At 37.8% G+C, this 22,099-nt stretch carries 21 protein-coding genes and 1 pseudogene; 5 read left to right on the top strand and 17 right to left on the bottom strand.

The window, feature by feature from the left end; all coding sequences use genetic code 11:
* Positions 1-285 precede the first annotated feature (285 nt).
* Entirely contained in the window at positions 286-636 is a 351-nt protein-coding gene (locus FCJ93_RS02920) for a hypothetical protein (RefSeq protein ID WP_235879392.1), read from the bottom strand.
* Positions 637-891: 255 nt separating this feature from the next.
* Between FCJ93_RS02920 and FCJ93_RS02915 the strand changes: the two genes are divergently transcribed.
* Complete coding sequence (locus FCJ93_RS02915; RefSeq protein ID WP_095308245.1) at positions 892-1,470, top strand: CBO0543 family protein; 579 nt, start codon at positions 892-894, stop codon at positions 1,468-1,470.
* Positions 1,471-1,683: 213 nt separating this feature from the next.
* On the opposite strand, the gene FCJ93_RS02910 is transcribed toward FCJ93_RS02915, so the two are convergent.
* The 6 genes from FCJ93_RS02910 to FCJ93_RS02890 form a co-directional block, all read right to left on the bottom strand.
* Entirely contained in the window at positions 1,684-2,241 is a 558-nt protein-coding gene (locus FCJ93_RS02910; protein ID WP_095308243.1) for a hypothetical protein, read from the bottom strand.
* Positions 2,238-2,876: an SCO family protein gene (locus tag FCJ93_RS02905; RefSeq protein WP_095308721.1), complete on the bottom strand. Its 639-nt coding sequence runs from the start codon at positions 2,874-2,876 to the stop codon at positions 2,238-2,240. Before FCJ93_RS02905 ends, FCJ93_RS02910 begins: the two co-directional genes overlap by 4 nt.
* A 96-nt stretch (positions 2,877-2,972) precedes the next feature.
* Positions 2,973-4,670: a cbb3-type cytochrome c oxidase subunit I gene (locus FCJ93_RS02900; protein ID WP_137742867.1), complete on the bottom strand. Its 1,698-nt coding sequence runs from the start codon at positions 4,668-4,670 to the stop codon at positions 2,973-2,975.
* 14 nt (positions 4,671-4,684) lie between these two features.
* Positions 4,685-5,149 carry a cytochrome c oxidase subunit II gene (locus FCJ93_RS02895; protein ID WP_095308239.1) on the bottom strand — a complete coding sequence of 155 codons (465 nt, stop codon included), beginning with the start codon at positions 5,147-5,149 and terminating at the stop codon, positions 4,685-4,687.
* Positions 5,150-5,160: 11 nt separating this feature from the next.
* Positions 5,161-5,325, bottom strand: a complete 165-nt coding sequence (locus FCJ93_RS24745; protein WP_170211188.1) for a hypothetical protein — start codon at positions 5,323-5,325, stop codon at positions 5,161-5,163.
* 405 nt (positions 5,326-5,730) lie between these two features.
* On the bottom strand, positions 5,731-6,204 hold the full coding sequence (locus tag FCJ93_RS02890; RefSeq protein ID WP_137742866.1) for an SAM-dependent methyltransferase: 474 nt from the start codon (positions 6,202-6,204) through the stop codon (positions 5,731-5,733).
* A 62-nt stretch (positions 6,205-6,266) separates the two neighbouring features.
* Between FCJ93_RS02890 and FCJ93_RS02885 the strand changes: the two genes are divergently transcribed.
* Both FCJ93_RS02885 and istB read left to right on the top strand, forming a co-directional pair.
* Complete coding sequence (locus FCJ93_RS02885; RefSeq protein WP_137742865.1) at positions 6,267-6,653, top strand: hypothetical protein; 387 nt, start codon at positions 6,267-6,269, stop codon at positions 6,651-6,653.
* Between the two features lie 12 nt (positions 6,654-6,665).
* Positions 6,666-7,420, top strand: a pseudogene (gene istB, locus FCJ93_RS02880) (IS21-like element helper ATPase IstB); the annotation flags it as partial.
* Positions 7,421-7,774: 354 nt separating this feature from the next.
* Here the strand turns inward: istB and FCJ93_RS02875 are convergent.
* From FCJ93_RS02875 to mutS, 5 genes are all read right to left on the bottom strand, one after another.
* Positions 7,775-7,990: a hypothetical protein gene (locus FCJ93_RS02875; protein ID WP_095308234.1), complete on the bottom strand. Its 216-nt coding sequence runs from the start codon at positions 7,988-7,990 to the stop codon at positions 7,775-7,777.
* Between the two features lie 19 nt (positions 7,991-8,009).
* On the bottom strand, positions 8,010-8,642 hold the full coding sequence (locus FCJ93_RS02870) for a hypothetical protein (protein ID WP_137742864.1): 633 nt from the start codon (positions 8,640-8,642) through the stop codon (positions 8,010-8,012).
* A gap of 2 nt (positions 8,643-8,644) precedes the next feature.
* Complete coding sequence (locus FCJ93_RS25600; RefSeq protein ID WP_268951547.1) at positions 8,645-8,776, bottom strand: hypothetical protein; 132 nt, start codon at positions 8,774-8,776, stop codon at positions 8,645-8,647.
* 696 nt (positions 8,777-9,472) lie between these two features.
* Complete coding sequence (gene mutL / locus FCJ93_RS02865) at positions 9,473-11,311, bottom strand: DNA mismatch repair endonuclease MutL (RefSeq protein WP_137742863.1); 1,839 nt, start codon at positions 11,309-11,311, stop codon at positions 9,473-9,475.
* A gap of 18 nt (positions 11,312-11,329) precedes the next feature.
* On the bottom strand, positions 11,330-13,903 hold the full coding sequence (gene mutS, locus FCJ93_RS02860) for a DNA mismatch repair protein MutS (RefSeq protein WP_137742862.1): 2,574 nt from the start codon (positions 13,901-13,903) through the stop codon (positions 11,330-11,332).
* A gap of 234 nt (positions 13,904-14,137) precedes the next feature.
* On the opposite strand from mutS, the gene FCJ93_RS02855 reads away from it, so the two are divergent.
* A complete protein-coding gene (locus FCJ93_RS02855; protein ID WP_095308228.1) occupies positions 14,138-14,677 on the top strand; it encodes a GNAT family N-acetyltransferase in 540 nt (179 codons plus the stop codon).
* 220 nt (positions 14,678-14,897) lie between these two features.
* On the opposite strand, the gene xylB is transcribed toward FCJ93_RS02855, so the two are convergent.
* Positions 14,898-16,397: a xylulokinase gene (gene xylB / locus FCJ93_RS02850; protein ID WP_137742861.1), complete on the bottom strand. Its 1,500-nt coding sequence runs from the start codon at positions 16,395-16,397 to the stop codon at positions 14,898-14,900.
* A gap of 63 nt (positions 16,398-16,460) precedes the next feature.
* A complete protein-coding gene (xylA, locus tag FCJ93_RS02845; protein ID WP_137742860.1) occupies positions 16,461-17,792 on the bottom strand; it encodes a xylose isomerase in 1,332 nt (443 codons plus the stop codon).
* Positions 17,793-17,912: 120 nt separating this feature from the next.
* On the opposite strand from xylA, the gene FCJ93_RS02840 reads away from it, so the two are divergent.
* A complete protein-coding gene (locus tag FCJ93_RS02840; protein WP_095308223.1) occupies positions 17,913-18,524 on the top strand; it encodes a YesL family protein in 612 nt (203 codons plus the stop codon).
* Here FCJ93_RS02840 and FCJ93_RS02835 read toward each other — a convergent pair.
* From FCJ93_RS02835 to FCJ93_RS02825, 3 genes are all read right to left on the bottom strand, one after another.
* Complete coding sequence (locus FCJ93_RS02835) at positions 18,521-19,342, bottom strand: carbohydrate ABC transporter permease (RefSeq protein ID WP_095308221.1); 822 nt, start codon at positions 19,340-19,342, stop codon at positions 18,521-18,523. The two genes, FCJ93_RS02840 and FCJ93_RS02835, sit on opposite strands and share 4 nt — an antisense overlap.
* An 18-nt stretch (positions 19,343-19,360) precedes the next feature.
* Entirely contained in the window at positions 19,361-20,239 is an 879-nt protein-coding gene (locus FCJ93_RS02830) for a carbohydrate ABC transporter permease (protein ID WP_095308719.1), read from the bottom strand.
* A 266-nt stretch (positions 20,240-20,505) separates the two neighbouring features.
* Positions 20,506-21,810, bottom strand: coding sequence for an extracellular solute-binding protein (locus tag FCJ93_RS02825; protein WP_095308218.1), 1,305 nt, complete (start codon positions 21,808-21,810; stop codon positions 20,506-20,508).
* Between the last annotated feature and the right edge of the window lie 289 nt (positions 21,811-22,099).

The raw sequence follows: 22,099 nt of genomic DNA, 5'->3' as shown, positions 1-22,099 counted from the left end.
ATGGGCACTTTAGTTGCCACAAAATGTGAATGATACCATTAGATAGCCATTACATTGATGCGGATTGAAAACATTTGTCGGGATCAAACGAGATGTTACAATAAGGCTATCAACACTGAACTTTGCAAAGAAAGCGAACATTTACAGGCAGCCTGAGAGGTTGTATAAACGGTCTTTGTTATACAACCTCTTCAAACTAAAAGCCTGACTTGCGACCATATTAATGATTTCCATGAGCCCGTACCCCATGTCTATGGTCATGTCCTAACGTAATTCGCCTTTTTCCTATTCAATTGATTTTCGGCGCCACTTATTAAAATAAAGGAAAATAGGCAGTGGAATAAGAATAAATCCTAAGCTTTTAATCATTTGGTTTTTGGCGTTCTCCTTTTGTCGCTCTCTCTCATCCTCCATCAATTGCTCGTACTCTGCTCGTAATTGCTCCTCCGTTAATGTAACCGCTTGTTTACCTTCTATTTTCTCACTTTGTCTCATGATTTTAAAATCAGAATAGGTCTGATAATAAGATGGTGGATTAACTAAGTCCGCCGTTGCCATAAAGATTGAAATTCCGCCGCCAATCACCATCATTAATGTGGCAAAAAGAACAAGGTATACATAAAGATGTCTGACCAAACTTTCTCCTCCTTCCTTACTTTTTGATAAAACAACAATTAGAAAAATAATGAAGACTGCTATCATGATTATTGGTAACAAGGATATTAAAAACATCAAATAATAACCGCCTCCTCGTCTATCACTATATTATGCTTTATTAAAGCATTTCACACCAGCTATCATCTCACAATGTCGGTTCTATAATAACGGATATTTTCTGCATAATTGTACAATTGAAATGAAATGCTAACGATATATCAGCGAGATTTATTGATGAATGGATTGGCTGGGGTGCAAATGAAAGCTTCAGATATAAATAAAGATATTCAAAAAGTATATTCCTTATACAATCAAGCCCATGAATCATTTGTGGATATTTGGCAAAAGATGATTCTGTTTAGCCCAATGTGGTGGCTAGGATTTACTTTAAGTATTTTACCGTGGATTATTTGGTTCAAATTACATAATCGCCAGAATAGAGGCGATCTCATTCGCGCCGGGTTATTCATGGCGATTATTGCATTAATACTTGATTCAATCGGCCTCCAATTCGGCCTTTGGACATACCCATATAATGTGTTTCCATTTATTACAGGCTATTTGCCATGGGATCTTACTTTATTACCCGTCTCAATGATGCTTATGATTGAACTTAAGCCATCTTTAAATCATTTTCTAAAAGGAATCATCTATGGAGCACTTGCAGCATTTATTGGTGAACCAATTGCAATGTGGTTAGATTTGTATGAACCTATTCGTTGGAAAAGCATTTATTCTTTTCCCATATATGTTTTATTATTTTTGCTATCGAACTATATTGCTAAAGGCAAACCGTTTCACACAACATTGTAATTACTACTTGCAATCCTTTAATAAAATTTTGAAACGATCACACCAAAAGAAAGACAGACGGTTCATGAATCATTTCCAAGGTAAAATAAAATGATGGCACCTTTAAAGAAGTCTCTCTCTCCGTCTAACCAATTGAGAACGAACATGAGTAAATGAACGATGTTCAAGTCCATCTCGTAATAGCGAGTATAACATTTTGACTCACTTTCTCAATTATTCATATTCTGAAGGATTTACTGTGAAAGCATAGACTAAATAAATGACTAAACATATAGCCGTCGTAATAAATCCCCAGCCAAGTGTTAATTGATCAATGACTAAATAATTATTACATAACGACTCTTCCGACCATATATATAAGGCTCCCATCCCAAAATACTTGACTGTAAAAATAAAAATAATAATATTTTTCCCTGCCTTTGTTAGCTTCTTCCAACTATCCCTCAGTGGCATTCCAGCCAAAAATGGTAAGCTCATAAACTTCCAAATCTCCATAGTTTGCATCGTTAATGCTTCATCCATTGTTCGAGGAATAGTCCAATATATCATTATCATCATAAAAAGGGTGATCCCTGGTATGCCATTATGGTTCCACTTTTCAAAAAAACGATGGGACCGTCTCAATAAAAAGCCAGACATTAAGAAACCTGAAATGACCAGCATGGGCATTTGCATATGCATATGGGTTATCATCATAGATTCAAAAAGAGCAGCAATAGGTGGGATCATCAAGAAAATATATAATAATAAGCCATAGATAAATTGTGTCATCTCTTGCTCACCTGCTCACCTTCAAGTATCCTTTCAACTTTTTCAGCCGCCTCCTCAATTTTGGTAAAATCCATCACCTCTCTAAGGCTGCCAGTTTTATCGACGAGATAAAAGGCTGAATTATGAGTAAAGTTTCCTTGACCATCAGGAATGACAATAACTCCGAATTTTTCTAGTAACGTATTTAGTTCTGTTTTGTCCACAATCCTTGCCATTCGCCATGTTTCCCCATCACTTTTAAAAGCTTTTCGATATCTTTCCAATGTTTCTGGCTCATCTCGTTCTGGATCAAAGCTAATGCTAAGAAAGACAATCTCATCTCCCATATACTTCTGTGGTAGCAAATCATATACTTGAGCCATATTGTATTCTAATTGAGGACAAACCGTTCCACATGCTGTGTACAGGAAAGTGATAAACATGAATTTCCCTTCAAACTCAGAGATAGGATACGTTCTCCCTTTGCTATCCTCCAGCGTCACGTTTGGAACCTTTGGCTGTTCTTCCATTAAGCGATTGACCCTAGCTGATTCTTCTGTAAATGCTTTAAATCCGTCTGTGCCGATGAAAAGCAGAATAATGCCAAACGATACCACGACAAGTAAAGCTATCGTGCTATGAAAGTTTTTATGCATCAGATCACTTCCAAATTTCATTTTGAATTGAAAGACCACCATAGACCTTAAAAAGATAGCTCCAAATGGTGCTATCTTTTCATCCTCAATAAATAATTACCATGTTTTAAAAGGAGGTGAACCTGGTGGTGCATTGACAATCATATCTGTCAAAGGCAGAACATATGCCATAGCAATTACGATCATCATGACAACAACCCAAATTCCCCAGCGCTCTGTCATATATGGAGCAGCCGTTTCATTTTTTTCCACTTCAGCAATTGGGAATTCGACTTCCCCTTTTGGCGCAAAGAACATCATATTAAATACAGCATGGACCTGAAGAATTACCGCAATTAACAAAAGGGTTGCACCTATGCCAACCGCTGTCATCAATGGATTCCATCCTAATGTCTCTGCAAAATCGCCATAGGTTGTAAAAGATGTCCTTCTCGGGGAACCAAACAATCCAGCTGCATGCATGGAGATAGCCATGATTACCATTCCCACCGTCCAAATAATTGTTTGAATAACGCCTAATTTATTCATTTGTGGAGTTAACACCCGTTTTGAAAGGTAAGGTACTAACCAGTAGCTAATTCCAAAGAATGTCATGACCACTGACATTCCAAGTGTTAAATGGAAGTGCCCAACTATCCACATCGTGTTATGAACCACCTGATCTAATTGATTTGTACTTTGCACGATCCCGCCTGCTCCGGCTGGGATAAAAGCTGCCATTGCGATAAAAGGAGATAGGAAGCGAACGTCCCCCCATGGAAGTTTCTTAAACCAACCAAGTGCTCCCTTGCCACCTTTCCTTCTACCTGTACGCTCAAAAACTCTAAACATCGCATAGGCAGTCATTAATGAAGGAAAACCAATAGCAAGACTCATAAATACGTGCATAAATTTGATCGGAAGTGATATACCTGGGTCAACAATCTGATGATGGAAACCACCTGTAATATTCATAATGACAAGTGCAATCACAACGACGCGAGTTAAATAATCATTCCATCTTGTACCCCCAATAATTTTTGGTACGATAACATACCATGCAGATACAGCTGTTAAATACCAGATGTTGACCGCCGTATGTCCAAATGCCCAAAATAATGTTCTCGCAACCATAACATTAATCGTCTCGACCCAGCCGAGAGACCATGGAATAATCATAAATAGTACTTCCACAGCAACGAATGCAGTTGCTCCGACCAATAACACAAACACCCCGGTTGCAAAGAATGCTAAGATTGGAAGATGTTGTCCTTTATGATTCTTCCTCCAATGAGCCACGTTGATGAATGCTCCTGTTGCCAGCATCCAAATTCCTAATACAACGAATACTAACCCAAAATAGAAGACTGGATGGGCTGCCATTGGTGGATAGAATGTATACATAACAGAAGCTTCATTCATTAGAACTGGAACAACAACCAAGACAAGACCTACCATTTTTGTCCAGAATCCAATCCAAGCCAGTTTTCGCACCTTTGGCAAGAGACCACCTAATGTATGGGAAAGACCCGCGTAAAAATATCCGATCGTAAAAAATGCGGAGAGTACAACAACGAGTAACAATCCATGTGCGGTCAATATTTGATAATAATTCAGCCAAGCTGGTAATTCCAGAACCCCTGCCCGGTTCAACCCTTGCAATAAACCTAGCAATCCCCCGAGCAGTAATGCGACAAAAGCGACAGCTAAATATGATTTCGATATTCGCGCATCCTCTAAACAAACGCCTAAAACCTTATTCTTTTTCTCGCTAAGAACTGCTGCTCTTCTATTTTGTTCAATAGCCGCGTCCATTTTGATTCCCTCCTTTATTTAACCGTAATCGTCGTGCTCATTAACTGATGTCCTGCACCGCAATATTCATTGCATAGCACTAAATACTCACCAGGCTCAGAAAATTTCTGCGAAATTTTTTGGATATGTCCTGGCATGACCATTGCATTAATATTCGTATTCGCTACTTGAAATCCGTGTACAACGTCCTTTGAAGTTAACGTGAAGTGTACGGTTGAACCTGCAGGTATTTCAAGCTCCATTGGCGTAAAACTGAAAACTTGTAAAGTCATCACAACTTCATATTCTTTTTCGCCAATTTGCTTTATTCCAGGTTCATCAAATGGAGCCGTTTCATCTACTTTTTGCGGATCTAGTATTTCATTATGACTTGGCGGTCCCATTTCCAATGCAAATGCTTGATAGCCAGTAATCAACATAAATATCATGATGATGCCGAAGCTCAGTGTTAACCAAATTTTTTCATCAAGGTGCATCATATTTTCCTCCTTTAAACTCTATCCATATAGACTCCGAATATTATAAAGTAAGTAACTAGAATAACGGCTGCAACCACACCGACAGAGATCCACGTACCCAATTTTGATGTGGCAAGTTTATCCGTATTTTCATTTTCAACATTTATTTCATCTTGAACATGGTCAGAAGCTTTCATTAAAATTCCCTCCCTTAGTTTTCTCACTTTCAGCATAATTGCGAATGATTCTCATCGTAGTGAGAAAAATCACTTTGCCACTTCCTTTATTCAAAAAACATTCACTTTTCCGCTCGATTATCGCGATAATCACTGTTGTGTAGGGAATAGCAAAATAAATATCCTTTTAACGAATTCGGATTTTTATAAAAAAATGCCTAACCTGTATACGTTCTTTAAGACAGGTTAGGCATTGGGCTCTATTTTTTAAAAGAAATGCACTCACTATAATGATGGACTGATTGGAAAAGAAATATAATCGTATTTGAACTTAAAAACATATCGCACCCATTTCTCTCTGGAAGAACCGGTTTCCTTTAAAGAGGAAAACAGTTCTAAAAGAATAAAATCTACTATTGTATTGAATTACGAAAAAACGGCACTCCAATCATAGTCCCCAGATGTTTCAATACTCCTTGGCCAATTTGAACACCAATTAGGAACAATGGTTTTTTCCACCCTGTCAAAGCTTGGTGTATAAGGCTTAATATCAAGTACTGGCGTTCCATCCTCTGCATCAATATAAGCTAGACCTATAATCCCCTTGTCAACCTCAAGATAAGAGATATAGACACAAGTAAGAGCGATGGGATTTGGACGTTCCGGAGCACGTGTAGCAAAAGTGCCTAATGTATCCGGAGAACCTTTGTAAGGGCTTTTCTCAATCAACTTTGAACGCGACTCCTCAGTATCGCAATGATGGAACCACCATAATACGTTAATGTAACCGAAGCCCTCAAGGTTCCTAAGGCCAGGAATAAACGCCTTTTCCAGTTCAATCCGTATTCCATTTTCGTCTGAACGCACCTTTCCAATCGTTTTTACAATGAACTGTTCCATATATAATTCTCCTAATCAATATATTTCGGCGCCGTTATATTATTTGTGCTGACATTTATAAATTGATAAAAAATAGACAGCATACAAGAGATCGTTCAAAAGGAATCCAAGTATATAAAGAAACTATTAATCGTCAATTCAAGGATCAAGAAAATGCTTTAAAGTTTGTGAATGAAGTAGCCCAGCAATATCCGAGATATGTAAGAGATCAGCTGCAGGTCATTCAATACGCTATTACCCATTTTCGACCTCAAATAGAGAAAGCCCTCGCTGTTTGTCTAAAAAAGCAACTTTGGAGTGCAAACGATCTACATGATATTGCACAACATTTAACTAGATTAAAAAAAGGAAAAGATATATCTCCTGCTTCAATCGAAGCTAAAAAAGATACCCCCGCAACAAAGGTCAGCAGTAAAAAGGGAAGTAGAATATTATACGAACATAATTAGAGGTGTTTCATAATGACTAGCACTGTACAACTCTTACAAGAACAATTTCGCCATCTTCGGATGGCGGAAACGGCCGATGAGTTGCCAGTATTACTACGAAATGCGGAGAAATTTTCGTGGACGTATCAAGAGTTTCTACAGGAACTTCTAATGCATGAAATGAAGAAACGTGAAGATAAGAATGATTAAAATGGGCTAAATTTCCGTATCTCAAAACAATTGATGAGTTTAAAGTTGAAGAACAAATATCGCTTAGTACACGTCAATTAAACCAGTTAAGGGAACTAACTTGGCTAGAACAACAATACAACCTATTTTTATTAGGACCGCCAGGTTCAGGTAAAACGTATATTAGTATAGGACTAGGTTTAGAAGCTATTCAAAAGGGCTATAAAGTTGCCTTTTCTACAATGGGAGAACTCATCCATCTACTAAAAACAGAAGAGTATATAAGAAAGTCTCAAACTCAGTTAAAACGCTTAAAAGAGTCTGATATGGTAATTATTGATGATTTAATGTATATGGCAATGGATCAGAGAGAAGTCAATCTACTTTTCCATCTAATCAATTATCTATACGAGCGTAGTTCCATTATTTTAACTTCCAATAAAGGTCCAGAAGAATGGGGAGAACTATTGGGAGATCAAGGAATCACGACAGCAATTTTAGACCGATTACTCCATAGAGTAGAAGTTATTCAATTGAATGAAAATGACAGTTATCGAATAAAACATCGCACTACCATTTTCGGAAAAGAAAGTGTTCAAAAATTAATTAGCATAAAGTGTTCAAAACTACTTGACGGTTACAAGTATCTTAAGCAAATAAACTTAGCAAGAACTACGGGGGATAAATGGTAAAGTTAAGAGGCATGAGTCCAAGAACTCATGCCTTCCCAAGTAATAATACTTGTCTAATCCTTTTGGTCACTTCTTATAAAAAGGAGCTTTTTGCTACATGACATCGAAATTACTTTTTCTAGATTTAAGTATAAATCTCTTGGTTCCGTAACTATCTCTTCTAAAAAAACTTCTCACATATCTACTAGAGTGTTATCTGACTACTAAGACTCTATATGAAAAGATGTAAAAGCTAAATAGTTTTCACTGCAAATTACCTCTTTATTCCTCAGGAACAACATTCAAAATAACTAAATATACTTTTTCATTCTTTTTAAATTCTCCTACAAAGAGTACCTGATGTATTTCCAGAGATTCACCTGATTTTAAGTTATGTTGATTCGACTCTATCATCTTTTCTAAATTATCTACAAAAGAAAAATCAGGATAGGTTTTATAAATTGTCCATTCATTGATTATTTGGTTCTTTATGCGCATTTTTTTACAGTCCTTTCAACTATTTACAATACGGGTGATGAGTATTTTGTTCAGAATAATCGTGACTAATTATCACACGGTGGTAATCCGTATAGCCATAATCACTCATTCTCATATTCATTGTACGACCACCTTTAAATTTTTTTATATATGTAGTAGTCCTAGAGTTATCTCCATGTGTTGTTGTAAACTTTTCATCAGGAACTGACCTCGTAGTATTTGTTAAACTTTTAACACCAACATCCTGTGCGTATCTAGATCTACTACAAGATGATGCAGCATTATTCACATATTTATGCCTATCAAAGGCATGATCACTTAAGAATTGGGATCGTGTACTACCTCCATTTATTTTAAATGGCACCTGATAGTCTCGTAGTAGAGAAATTGGATTAGACTCTTCCTCGGATGGTATTTCTTGCGCTGCAGATATTTTCTTAACCGAATCTCTCCATTCTATTGATTTTTTTATTTGCTCTACTTCTGTTTTTGAATTAATATTTTTTTCTTCTACAAAGATTATTTTTGCTTCTGAATTCACCACAATATTTAGGTCTACGCTTTGTTCATTATCTTTTATATCATTCCAATAATACCTAACTTCATTACTTCCCTCTTCTAAAATATCATCTATGAAATTCAATTTATACAAAGCTATCTTTTCTTCACTTTTGATTCAGTATTATCATGATAAGGTAACTCCAGAGCAGCGAGACCAACACCTCCAGAAAAACAAATAAAAGCAAAAATTACTAAAATAAAAGACAAATACAATTTTCTTTTCATTAAGTAACATTCCCCCTATGATAAAAATTATTAGTATTTTTCCTATCATACATATACAGAAAACTCTAAAATATCGCACAATAACAGGAAATTAATTTATATAATACCAATATTTTCAAAAAATGTAAAGCGGTGTTATTGGAAATTTTTAAAAAATTTAAAAAACACACCCGAGACTATCTCTTTTTAATAATCAAAGGATCCAACTTCTGAAGTTACCGACACACATCTATTTTCAGTTGAGAACAACTAAAAAAATATGCTTGAAATCAAAACTACCATTATTCCTCCTACCTTAAAAAATTTATTTCAAGTAGAAAGAAGTAAGGAGTAGCAATTCCAAACCGAAGTGAGATATTCATTAAAGAATCTCTACTTTTATTATATAGTCAAATGCATCAATCTTGAGTTGAACAGAAAAAACTTCATTCATTCGTTTTTTCATCAATCCATCTACACCAAATTTTTCAAACACTTTAACCTATTTATCTACCAAATTATAACTTTTTAGCTACCAAACAATATTCTAATTTGCTTTCTGGATATTCTATAATTATCAAAAGCTTAATTGATTCACTATATTTAGCAGTAAAAAAACACCCCGAAAGTAAGATTTGAAGCTAACTTTTGGGGTGCAATTCATAGCCAGAGTTTTTTAAACCATTAAAAGGGGTTTCTAATTCCTTAGAAACCCCTCTACATCACGCGTTTAAACATCTTTTCCATTTCATATGTTGAGTAATGAATAATGATCGGTCTTCCGTGTGGGCATGTGAATGGATCCGATGATCTTCTTAACTGATCCAAAAGTGCTTGAATTTCACTCATTTGCAAATAATGATTTGCTTTTATCGAAGCTTTGCAGCTCATCATGATCGCTGCTTCCTCTCGCAGTTTCTTTATATCGACTTTTTTCATTGTGAGCAGTTGTTCGAGCATTTCTTCAATAATTTCCTTTTCCAGTCCTGTTGGAAACCACTGCGGATGAGAGCGTGCAATAAAGCTATTGATTCCGAAAGGTTCTAAAAATACACCAACTTCTTCAAGCTGCTCCTTATGCTCCATAATTTTAATCGCTTCATCTGCCGAGTATTCAAAAGTTAAAGGTACAAGCATCTCTTGAAGCTCGCTTTCAACCTGTCCTACTTTCTCACGAAAATATTCATATTTAATTCTTTCTTGTGCGGCATGTTGATCAATAATGTAAAGTCCCTTTTCATTTTGAGCCAAAATATAGGTTCCATGCATTTGACCAATCGGATATAACGGTGGGACTCTTGATTCAACGTTTGCTTCATCTTTGCTGACAGTTGCTGGTGCTGAAGCAATCATTTCCTCCTCAACAAATGAGCGTGCGGCTTTAACTTGGCTGCTTTCTATCGGTCTAACAGGAAGTTCCCTTATTGTTTCCTGCACTTCAACCTGCGGAAATTCTTCAAAAGAAAATGTCGGTTGCGCTTCTTTAGCAACTGGAAGATGCTCGAAATCGAAAGAGGGCTGCTCCGATCTTTCTACTTGTTTTGGTTCTCGCTTCAAACCTTCTGGAATAAGTTCTTTTTGGTGAAAAGCGTTTTTAATTGTTTCTGTTACAAGGTGATTTAATTCAGCTTCTTTACTGAATCGCACTTCCATTTTTGAAGGATGAACATTGACATCCACCAAAATCGGGTCCATTTCAACGTTGAGCAAAGCTATTGGAAAACGTCCAATTGGAAGAAGAGTATGATATCCTTCTTGAATTGATTTTACCAATGGATAGTTTTTAATAAATCTACCATTAACCATCGTTGTAATATAATTGCGCGATGCCCTCGTTATCTCAGGCAAAGCAAGCCAGCCACGAATGGTAAAATCAAGTGAAGTCGCTTCAATCGGAATCATTTTTTTAACGATATTTAGACCGTAGATTGCCGCCAGCACTTGGCGTACGTCCCCATTGCCATTCGTATGCAGAAGCTTTCTATCATTGTGTATAAGGCGGAAAGAAACTTCTGGATGAGAAAGGGCAAGGCGATTGACAATATCGGTAATATTTCCAAGCTCTGTATGAACTGTTTTCATATATTTTAATCTTGCTGGTGTGTTGAAAAATAAATCTGTGACAATGATATCTGTCCCTTTGCGGCTTGATGCTTTTTCAAAGATTTCTACATGACCACCTTCTAAAACGAGACGCGTTCCCTCTTCACCTGTCGATGTCTTAATCTCAATCCTTGAAACAGAGGAAATACTTGGAAGGGCCTCTCCACGAAACCCTAACGTTCTAATTCGGAATAAATCTTGATCATTTTTGATTTTACTTGTGGCATGACGCTGAAAAGCCATTAATACATCTGATTCTTCAATTCCATCACCATTGTCTGTAATGCGAATTTTCGCAAGACCTGCTTCTTCTACCTCGATTTCGATAATCGTACTATTGGCGTCTAGCGCATTCTCCACTAATTCCTTTACAACAGAGGCAGGTCTCTCTACTACTTCACCTGCAGCAATTTTATTCGAAAGTAGATCGTCTAGCTGAATAATTTTCCCCATTACGCCACCCCTCAACAATTAGCCTTTTAATTTTTTATGGAGCTCATATAGGGTATTCATCGCTTGCATTGGCGTCATCTCTAAAATATCGATTTCCCTGATTTGATCCAATGCTTTTTTCTCCTTTGCACTGAATGGAGAAGCTTCCTTGATCACTGGCTCATCAAAGAATGACAGCTGCCCACTTTCCAACTTTGGAGGTTGCACGCTTTCACCTTGATTCTCAAAGTTTTCAAGCAGTTCATTAGCCCGCTTGATTAAAGAGTTAGGCAGGTTAGCGAGCTGGGCAACGTGAATCCCGTAGCTCTTATCGGCAGCACCCTCCTTAATTTTATGTAGGAAGACAACTTTGCCATTTTGTTCAATTGCACTAACATGTACATTCTTTAATTGCTTGAGCTCCTTATCTAATACTGTTAATTCATGGTAATGGGTTGAAAATAAAGTTTTCGCGCCAATTTTATTATGAATATGCTCAATAATCGCTTGCGCAAGCGCCATTCCATCATAAGTAGAAGTCCCACGACCAATTTCGTCAAAAAGAATCAGACTATTGGCTGTCGCATTTTCAATCGCATGATTTGCTTCAAGCATTTCAACCATGAACGTACTTTGACCGGAAATTAAATCGTCTGCAGCGCCGATACGGGTAAACACCTGATCAAAAATAGGCAAGGTTGCTTCACTGGCAGGGACGAAGCAACCGATTTGGGCTAGAATCGCCGTAAGGGCAATTTGGCGCATATACGTGCTTTTCCCAGACATATTCGGTCCAGTTATAAGAAGAATTTCTCTTTCTTTATCCATGTAACAATCATTTGGAACATATTCTTGTGCATTCATTACTTTTTCTACTACCGGATGTCTGCCCTCCTTCAGCAAAATCAAACGTTCAGAGGAAAATTGTGGCTTCACATAATGCCTTTCTTCACTTATGGAAGCAAAACATTGCAGTACATCAATCTCACTAACTATTTTTGCTAATCTTTGCAATCTCGGAATATAGCATTTTACAAACTCGCGGATTTCTGTGAATAACACATATTCCAGCTCCACACTTTTTTCCTCTGCTTGTAGAATGAGCGCTTCCTTTTCTTTGAGAGCAGGCGTCACAAACCGCTCCGCATTTGTTAATGTTTGCTTCCGTTCATATTGCCCTTCCTCAAGCAAATGAAGATTCGCCTTTGTCACTTCAATATAATAACCAAACACACGGTTATAGCCGATTTTCAACGATTTAATTCCCGTTTTCTCCCGTTCTTCTCGCTCGAGTTGCGCAATCCACGTTTTTCCGTTTTTGCTAGCATCACGATACTTGTCTAACTCTTCATGATAGCCATCTTGAATGATGTTTCCATCTTTGATGGATAAAGGTGGATTGTCAACGATCGCTCTTTCCAGTAAATCGACTACTTCTTCGCAAGGATCAAGCTGAGCAGCTAAAAGAGCCGATTCTTCATCTTCCATCTGTGCAATAATACTTTTCAGATGTGGTATTTGATAGAGGGAGCGTTTTAATTGCATCAAGTCACGGGCATTGACATTGCCAAAGGCGACTCTTCCTGCCAACCTTTCTAGATCATATACTTCTGTTAGTTTTTCCCGCATTTCCTGCCGTTCAAAATAATGGGACATGAACACTTCAACGAGAGATTGACGTCTGATAATATCTTCCTTTTTAATAAGAGGGCGATCTATCCATTGCTTTAACAAACGTCCGCCCATTGCTGTTTTCGTTTCATCCAACAGCCATAATAAAGAACCCTTCTTGCCTTTCGAACGAATCGTTTCTGTCAGCTCAAGATTTCGTTTTGAATAATAATCAATCTTCATAAATTGCTGAATTTCGTATCGGTTGACAGGCTGAAGGTGATCAAGCGATCTTTTTTGTGTTCGGTACAGATAGTTGAATAACCGTGAAATCGTACTCTTTAACTTCGTTTCTTCCATAGAGTTGAGAAGAGTTGAAAAACTCTCATTTATCGTTTCATTGTCTTCAAAAGATAAGGTAGCCGCAAATCGTTCACGAATTTTAAGCTGCAGTTCCTCAGACAGCTGTGAAGGAATGACCACTTCCTTTGCACCTGAAAGAGCAATTTCATTTAAAACAAGCTCGTAATCCCCTTTAAGCAACGTAACCTTGCTTTCTCCAGTAGAAAGATCACTATAAGCGAAACCATAGCTCCCATCCGAGAAAGGACTTAGAGCAGCTATAAAATTATTTTCTTTCTCTTGTAGCCCTCGACCTTCCATCATTGTTCCTGGAGTAATTAACTGAACAACTTCCCGTTTGACAACGCCTTTCGCTTGCCTTGGGTCCTCCGTTTGTTCGCAAATTGCGACTTTATATCCTTTTTCTATTAATCTTTCTATGTATTGCGGTGCAGAGTGATACGGTACTCCACACATCGGGATTCGTTCCTCAGAACCACCCTCACGGCTTGTTAATGTAATTTCAAGCTCCTGTGACGCCTTCAGTGCGTCATCAAAGAACATTTCATAAAAATCCCCTAATCGAAAAAATAAAAAGGCATCTTGATAATCTGCCTTCACCTGTAAATATTGTTGTATCATCGGCGTATATGTAGCCATTCTAATCCTCCAAAACTTTTCTCACATTAATGAATAATATGGATCTATTATATCATAGGTAAAAATAAGCGAAAACGGTTTGCATCCAATACCAAATTTTTTCGTACTTCTTCAATATTCTAAGGACAAGATTACCGCATTCTTAATTATGCAAAATCAATGCTAAAAACTGGTTGATAAAAATGGCAAGACTAGGTAAACTTTCTATAATCTAACTCAAAGGGGGAGAGTGGAATGAAATTTAATCGCAAAGACAAAACACTTGAAACAGAACGCTTACAGCTTCGGCTATTTACAGCAGCCGATGCGGAACAGGTGCGTTCCCTCTGTGACAACTTTACTATTTTCAAGACCACTTTGAATATGCCCTATCCTTATTCTTTAGAATGCGCTCTTTCATGGATGGCGAATCATGAACGTAACTTCACTGAGGATAAATTATATGAGCTTGCGATTACCAACAAAAATAACGGCCAGCTTTACGGAGCGATCGCTCTTTCCAATCAACGTCTCCATCAAAATGGGGAAATGGCCTATTGGATCGGAAAGCCCTTTTGGGGAAATGGCTATGCCACAGAAGCAGCACGTGCCATGTTGGAGTTTGCTTTTGAAGAAAAAAACTACCATCGCGTATATGCACGATATTTTAAATCGAATCCTGCCTCGGGCAGAGTTTTGGAGAAATGCGGAATGGTCTACGAAGGCACCCTTAAAGACCATGTATATAAATTAAACACTTTTGAAGACCTGATTTATTACGGCATCGTAAAGTAAAAAACAGGACTGCACTTTATGTGAGTCCTGAACCCAAAATTAAAAATGTATACGGGCAGCTAATAAAATACAATACGTTTAACCACCAAGCAAAATGCATAGGGAGCAAGTAATGAGTCCATGACTTGCTAGCAGGAAAAAAGCTGCCTAAACAACATCTTTTATACAAATTCTTTTTTTCTTGAAGCCTGTTTCATTACACTGATTTAGTTTTCCTTAGCTATTTTCGAAAACTCGCTAAGCCTTCACTAATTTCTTTCGTTGCTTGATACACACGCTGATATAGATTAAAAAGCTGCCCATACTCGCGGACATTTTGCTCAATTGGCTCATATACTTTCGCAATCTTTATAAAGCTTTCTGCACATTCATTCAGTGAGGAAAACCAATTGCAGCCATATGCCGCTAACATCGCTGCGCCAATTCCCGGCCCTTGTTCACTCGAAAGCTTTACAACCTTGGCTTGAAAAATATCAGCTTGCATTTGCAGCCAAGTGTCATTCTTCGCTCCACCGCCGATCGATATAATCGTATCAATATTTTTTCCACTATCTTTAAACATTTTGATTGATTCATTTAATGAGAAGGTAATCCCCTCCAAAATGGCGCGAACAAAGTCAATGCGCTTATGCGAGCTATCTACCCCGATAAAGCTTCCACGTATAAACGCATCTGCATGTGGGGTCCGCTCCCCAACTATATATGGGGCAAATATAAGTCCCCTCGCTCCAATCGGAACTGCTTCAATCCCTGTTAATAATTGCTCATAATCTTCATTTGCAGCGAAAGCTTCTTTAAACCAACTTAAGCTATACCCTGCTGCAAGAGTAACACCCATCGTATAAAAAGCATTCTCTTTGCCATGATTAAAGAAATGAACCTTCCCTTCGAAATTTCGCCCTCGATCCTCCTCATAAGCAAGAACGACTCCTGAAGTCCCGATGCTGCATAATGTTTTCCCAACTTCTAAAATTCCAGCTCCAATCGCACCACATGCGTTATCAGCACCGCCGGCAAACACTTTTGTTTTTTCAGATAAACCTGTTAACAGAGCAATCTCCCTTGTAATGGTCCCAACAAATTGATGCGATTCTATTAAAGGAGGACATAATGAAATATCCAACCCTACAGCCTCACAAATTTCACGACTCCAGCATTTACGGGTACAATCAAGCAATAGGGTTCCAGCGGCGTCAGAATATTCCGTATGAATGTGTCCTGTTAAACGATAACGCAAATAATCCTTCGGCAATAAAAAAGTTTTTGCTTTCTTATACAGATGTGGTTCGTGCTCCTTTACCCACAAAAGCTTTGGTAACGTGAAACCTTCCAAAGCAGAATTTTTAGCAATTTCTAATAGGGTTTCCTTGCCAACAAGCCGATTAATATCCTCACATTGTGAAGTTGTCCTAACATCATTCCAAAGAATGGCGTTTCGAACGACTTCATGATGTTGATCCAATAACACAAGCCCATGCATTTGCCCTGAAAAGCTAATTCCCTCAATATCTTCTGGAGAACCATGAAAGCCTTTTACAAGCATGGATAAAGCAGTAATTGTCTTTTTGACCCACTCCTCCGGTTCCTGTTCGCTATATCCTGATTTTTTTTGAATGAGAGGATATGGTTGTGACAATTCGACACATACCTCACCTAATTGATTCATCAATATTATTTTTACTGCACTCGTACCAAGGTCAACACCGATAACGTATTTCATTGTTTAACACCTGCTTATCTTATAAAATGTTGGAAAAATGCCAGGAATTTCCGGAACATGAATTTAACGGACAGAAACGACCTCTGCTTCTAGCAAATATTGATTAAGTATCGCTCTTAACCGTTCATAGCGACCTGAAGTATTTTTGATTTCTTTTAAGGAGAAAGCATGTTGTTCGAGCTGATGGAAATCTGTTCGCCCTTCAACAACGTCAAGCCCGATTCCTTTCGAAAAACTTTCGTAACGCTCCGCAATAAATTTTTCGAATACTTGGTCCTCTATTAGGCGCTGGGCCACTTTAAGACCGATGGCAAACGAGTCCATTCCAGCAATATGGGCATGAAATAAGTCTTCTGCTTCAAACGAGCCTCTCCGTACTTTGGCATCAAAATTGAGTCCACCTGAGCCAAGGCCACCATTTAAGAGAATTTCATACATAGCAAGAGTCGTCGAATATAAATCAGTCGGAAATTCATCTGTATCCCATCCTAGAAGCATATCGCCTTGATTGGCATCAACAGAACCGAGCATGCCGTTAATGCGAGCCGTTCTTAACTCGTGCTCAAATGTATGCCCTGCTAGTGTAGCATGGTTCGCTTCAATATTAAATTTAAAATGGTCGGTAAGATCATATTTTTGCAAAAATGCCAGACCAGTTGCAACGTCAAAGTCGTATTGATGTTTCGTTGGTTCTTTCGGCTTTGGTTCAATGAGAAATTGACCAGTGAAGCCAATCTCTTTCGCATAATCAACGGCCATATGAAAAAAACGCCCTAAATTATCCAATTCCAGTTTCATATCAGTATTAAGGAGTGTTTCATAACCCTCACGGCCACCCCAAAAGACATAGTTTTCAGCATCTAATTCCTTCGCTATTTCCAAACCTTTTTTTACTTTTGCCGCCGCATAAGCAAAGACATCCGCATTTGGTGAAGTTGCTGCCCCATGGAGCCAACGGGGATGTGTGAAATTGTTAGCCGTGTTCCAGAGAAGTTTCGTTTTGCTTGTTTTTATATACTCTTTCAGCATTGCCACAATTTCATCTAAGTTTCTGTATGTTTCTGCCAATGTATTCCCTTCTGGAGCAATATCCACATCATGGAAGCAGAAATAGGGTACATTTAATTTTCCAAAGAATTCAAATGCGGCCTCCACCCGGGCTTTTGCCTGATCCATTCCAGTTAAATGATCCCATGGACGAAGCATGGAACCTGCTCCAAACGGATCAGTGCCTTCGAACGTAAATGTATGCCAATAAGCGACAGCAAATCTTAACGTTTCTTCCATCGTTTTTCCTGCGATTTTTTCTTCTGGATTGTAGTGCTTAAAGGCAAAGGGATTAGTCGATGTAGAACCCTCGAACTGAATTTTTGAAATACCATTAAAATATGACATGGAATAACCTCCTAATTGGAAAAAAATAATAGCTAAATGAAAATGTTTACATTATGATATGAATAGACTTTTGTTTATTAAGCAGAAAAACAAATGTAAAAAGTTGCAAGGGAGATTCGTATGAACGAAATTAGCACTGTCGTCTATCGTATTTTTGAGTGGATTACTCGTTTTGCTTACCTTCAGCTTTTATGGATTCTATTTAGTTTAGTCGGTGGAATTATCTTAGGATTTTTTCCAGCAACTGTCGCTATGTTCGCCATTATCCGCAAGTGGCTTAGGGGGAATAAAGACATTTCACTCTTCCCGACTTTTTGGAACTTTTATAAAAATGAGTTTCGAAAAAGCAATCAATTAGGACTCATTCTTTACCTGCTTATCTTCATAATCGGCATCGATTTCATTTATCTACATGAAAATAGTGGACAATTAACGTGGGTGCAGGCTCCCTTATTTGCGTTCATGCTTCTCTCTCTGCTGTTTGTTTCCTATCTATTTCCTGCTTTTGTTCATTTTGAGCTCAACCATTTTTCGATTATGAAGCATGCTTTTTTTATTATGCTTGTTCACCCATTGCATAGCTTGCTAATGCTGCTTTCACTACTATCACTGTTAGTGATCGTTTATTATGTTCCTGCTTTCGGTTTTATTTTTGGTGCTAGCAGCTCCGCATTTATGACAATGTCGTTAGCACTACACGCTTTTAATAAGCTTCAAAAGAAAACGAGTTAGCCTTTTACTGCACTTGAAGACATGCCTTCAACGACTTTATTGCTGAAGAAAATAAAGGCGATTAAAATAGGCAGTACACTGATAATCAAAGTAGCTCCGATGGCGCCCCAATCTGTCATATATTGCCCGATGAAATTTTGAATCCCGACTGTTAATGTTTTATATTTATCAGAGCTGATAAAAGTATTGACAAAAACAAACTCATTCCAGTTGTAAATCATATTGATAATGACAGTTGTGGACATAACAGGAATTGTCATCGGAAGGATAATGCGAAAAAACATTTGCGGGACGGAGCACCCATCAATAATTGCCGCCTCTTCGATCTCTCGCGGAAGAGTATAATAGAAACCAAGTAAAATCATGATTGTGATCGGAAGATTATAGGCCGTATAAGTGATCACGATCGACCAAGGGCTATCAATTAAATTGATATTAAGAAACATATTAAATAAAGGAATGATCGAAGAATGGATCGGAATCATTAATCCTACCATGAACAGACCAAGGACAAGCTTGCTTAGCTTCCATTTCATCCTAGTAATCGCGAAAGTTGCCATGCTGGCAAAAAGCACTGTTAATAAAATAGCGAGCCCCGTAATCCAAACGCTATTCCAAAAATAAACCCCTATACCGCCCTCCCATACTTTCGTGTAATTCTCCCACCGGAATTGTGATGGCAATGCAAAGGGGGAACCAGAAAAAATTTCTCGATTATCCTTTAAGGAAAACAAAAACAGCCAAATGATCGGAAAGATTTGGAATACAGCGACAATCGCTAATGACAAATAAAGAAAAAAAGAACCTATTCTCTTCATGAAAAATCCTCCTCCTTCCTAATATTGAATTTCTTCTTTTGTTGCCGTTAGCTTACGAACAATAAACGTCACAACAAGAGTTATGATTAAAAGTACGAAGCCAATCGCACTTCCGTAGCCGAAATTATTGCTGCTAAAAGCGAGTTTGTACATGTACGAAGCCATAACTTCACTAGCGCCGTTTGGTCCTCCACCAGTCATAACATAAATTAAATCAAAATATTTTAATGAACCGACTACAGCTAAGACAATCGTTACTTTCACGACACTCATAATCAGCGGCAGTTTGATTTTTAACGCAATTTGCACGGGGGAAGCCCCATCAATCCGCGCAGCTTCAATAATAGATTCAGGGATATTTTTTAATGCTGCATAATAAATCAATATATAGAAGCCTGCATATTGCCATAAAATAGGCACGAAAATCGCGTACAGCACAAGTGCTGTATCAGCCAACCATGCAGGTGGATGTTCGACTCCAATCGCCATAAGAATTTGATTCAGCATTCCATTTGTAGGATTGTATATTTTAATCCACAATTGAGCTATCGCCACAGACGAAAGTAGCATTGGAATTAAGTAAATTTTTCGGAGCAAATCGGCCCCCTTTATTTTTGAGGACAAAATAAGCGCAATTACTAAGTATAAAAGTAAACTAAGCGTTGAAAATATCGCCAGTAAAAAGGAATGCCATGCACTATCCCAAAATTTCCCGTCTTGCAACGCATTCATATAATTTTCCAATCCGATAAACTTCATCGCACCGATTCCATCCCAATCCATTAAACCGTAGTAACCGGATAACGCTAACGGGATAAAAATTAAGATTGCCGTTAACAACAGTGCTGGTAATACGAATAACGCGATGAGCCATTTATTGGACATAACCTTATCCATCACATTCAACCCCATATTCGCTAAGTAGAAAAGGCCTGTAAAAAAATACTCCTCTTCTAGTTACAAATTTTAACGATGACACCAATATGAATAAAACGATTGATCCTTCCTTCAGAGAAAACAGTTATTTTTTCTTTAGCTAAAAAGTTGCTTTGACCGATGAGCCAAAGTATATCCCTTAGCTCATCAAGTCAGAGAAAAGCTATATAAAAAAATACTTGTACGATTTAAAAACTAAGTTCATAAACTGCCATCCTACTACACTATTATTCTGCTGCAAGCGCATTCTCGTGTTCTTTTGCAAATTCGTCAGGAGCTACTTCCTTGCCAAAAATAGCTTGAATCATATTTAAATGAACTTCAGCAACCTGTGGGCTCATTTGAACATCAGCAAAAAGTGTTATATTCGTTGCATTGCTTAGTTCGTTTAAGACGTCTACATACATTTGTGGCAGCTCTAACGAGTCAGCATCAAGCTTGGTTGCTGGAATAACGCCGGCTTGTGTGACCGATTTTTCTCCCCATTCCTTTACAAAGTAGGAAACAAACTTTTTCGCTTCTTCCTTAACATCGGAATCTTCACTGACAAATAGCCCTACACCAGGACCACCGACATGACTGTTTAAATCCCCTTTTCCATCAACGGTTGGGAAATTAAAGAAACCAATTGAATCTCTAAACTCCTGTGGGACTTCTTCATTTGTTGTAAAGTTTGGCAAATCCCAGGAACCAATTAAGTACATTGCTGCTTGTTCACTCATAAACATACTTTTCGCTTCCTCATCGGCCAAACCGTTGAATCCTTTTACAAACGCATTCATATCAACTAAATTTTGCACTTCTTCCGCCGCTGAAACTAAGGCAGGATCTTCAAAAGTTCCAGAGCGATTGATTGCGCTCGTTAGTACATCTGTACCGCCGATTCGATCCGCTAAATACATATACCAAAGAGAGCCAGTCCAACGGTCTTTATTTCCAAGGGCAATCGGCGCAACCCCGTTGTCGTTTAAAGTTGTAATAATATGTTTGAATTCATCATAAGTTTTTGGCGCTTCAAGTCCATATTCCGCGAAGATTGCTTTATTGTAGAAAATTGTTGCGATGTTTAGTTCTAGAGGTAAACCATATGTCTTCCCGTCAATAGCATAGGCCTCGGCTGTGCCTGCTACAAAACTATCATTCAATTCATTTTCAAGAAGATCATCTAATGGAGCAAATTTATTGCCTTCAACATAAGGAGTTAAAAAACCTGCCGCCCATGTCATCCCCACATCCGGCAATTCATTGGAAGTAGAGAGTACCTTCAGCTTATCTTTGTATTGTTCATTACTTAAAACTTCCAGCTCAACCTTAACACCTTCATTTTCCTTCTCAAAATTAGCAATAATTTCATTCACAATGGTGTGATGTGTTTTTGAGCTGCCTTCTGGCCATAGATGCATAAACTTAATCGTTTTCGTATCACCTGAATTGCTAGAGACATTTTCGCTATCTGTGCCTGAGCAACCAACGATGACAAAAATAGTAGCAACTAAGGTGAACAACAATGTAATCGCTTTCTTTTTCCTCATACATAAGCCCCCTAAAAAGTGTATGATGCTTATTACATAAGCTCAAAGTTAGAATAACAGAGAACAATTCGTTTGTCTAGTGGATAAACTAAGTGTATAATAAACTCAAAGAGGCTAGCTTTTTTCCTATACATCTATGAAAATCGCTGATTTAATAGCATCTCTCAAGAAAAGAAAAGTTATCAACATATTGCGGTTGTCGATTATTGTCAGAAAATATTGAACGAATACCAATCACTTCCCTCAATCTTGCTCCATGCTAAAATTGATCCGTATAATGAAAATATAA

Origin of the sequence: Robertmurraya siralis (assembly GCF_005502275.1) — a bacterium.
Classification (GTDB): domain Bacteria; phylum Bacillota; class Bacilli; order Bacillales; family Cytobacillaceae; genus Robertmurraya; species Robertmurraya siralis.
Note: the sequence above shows the minus strand (reverse complement) of the source record. Positions and strands in the feature narration are given on the sequence as shown.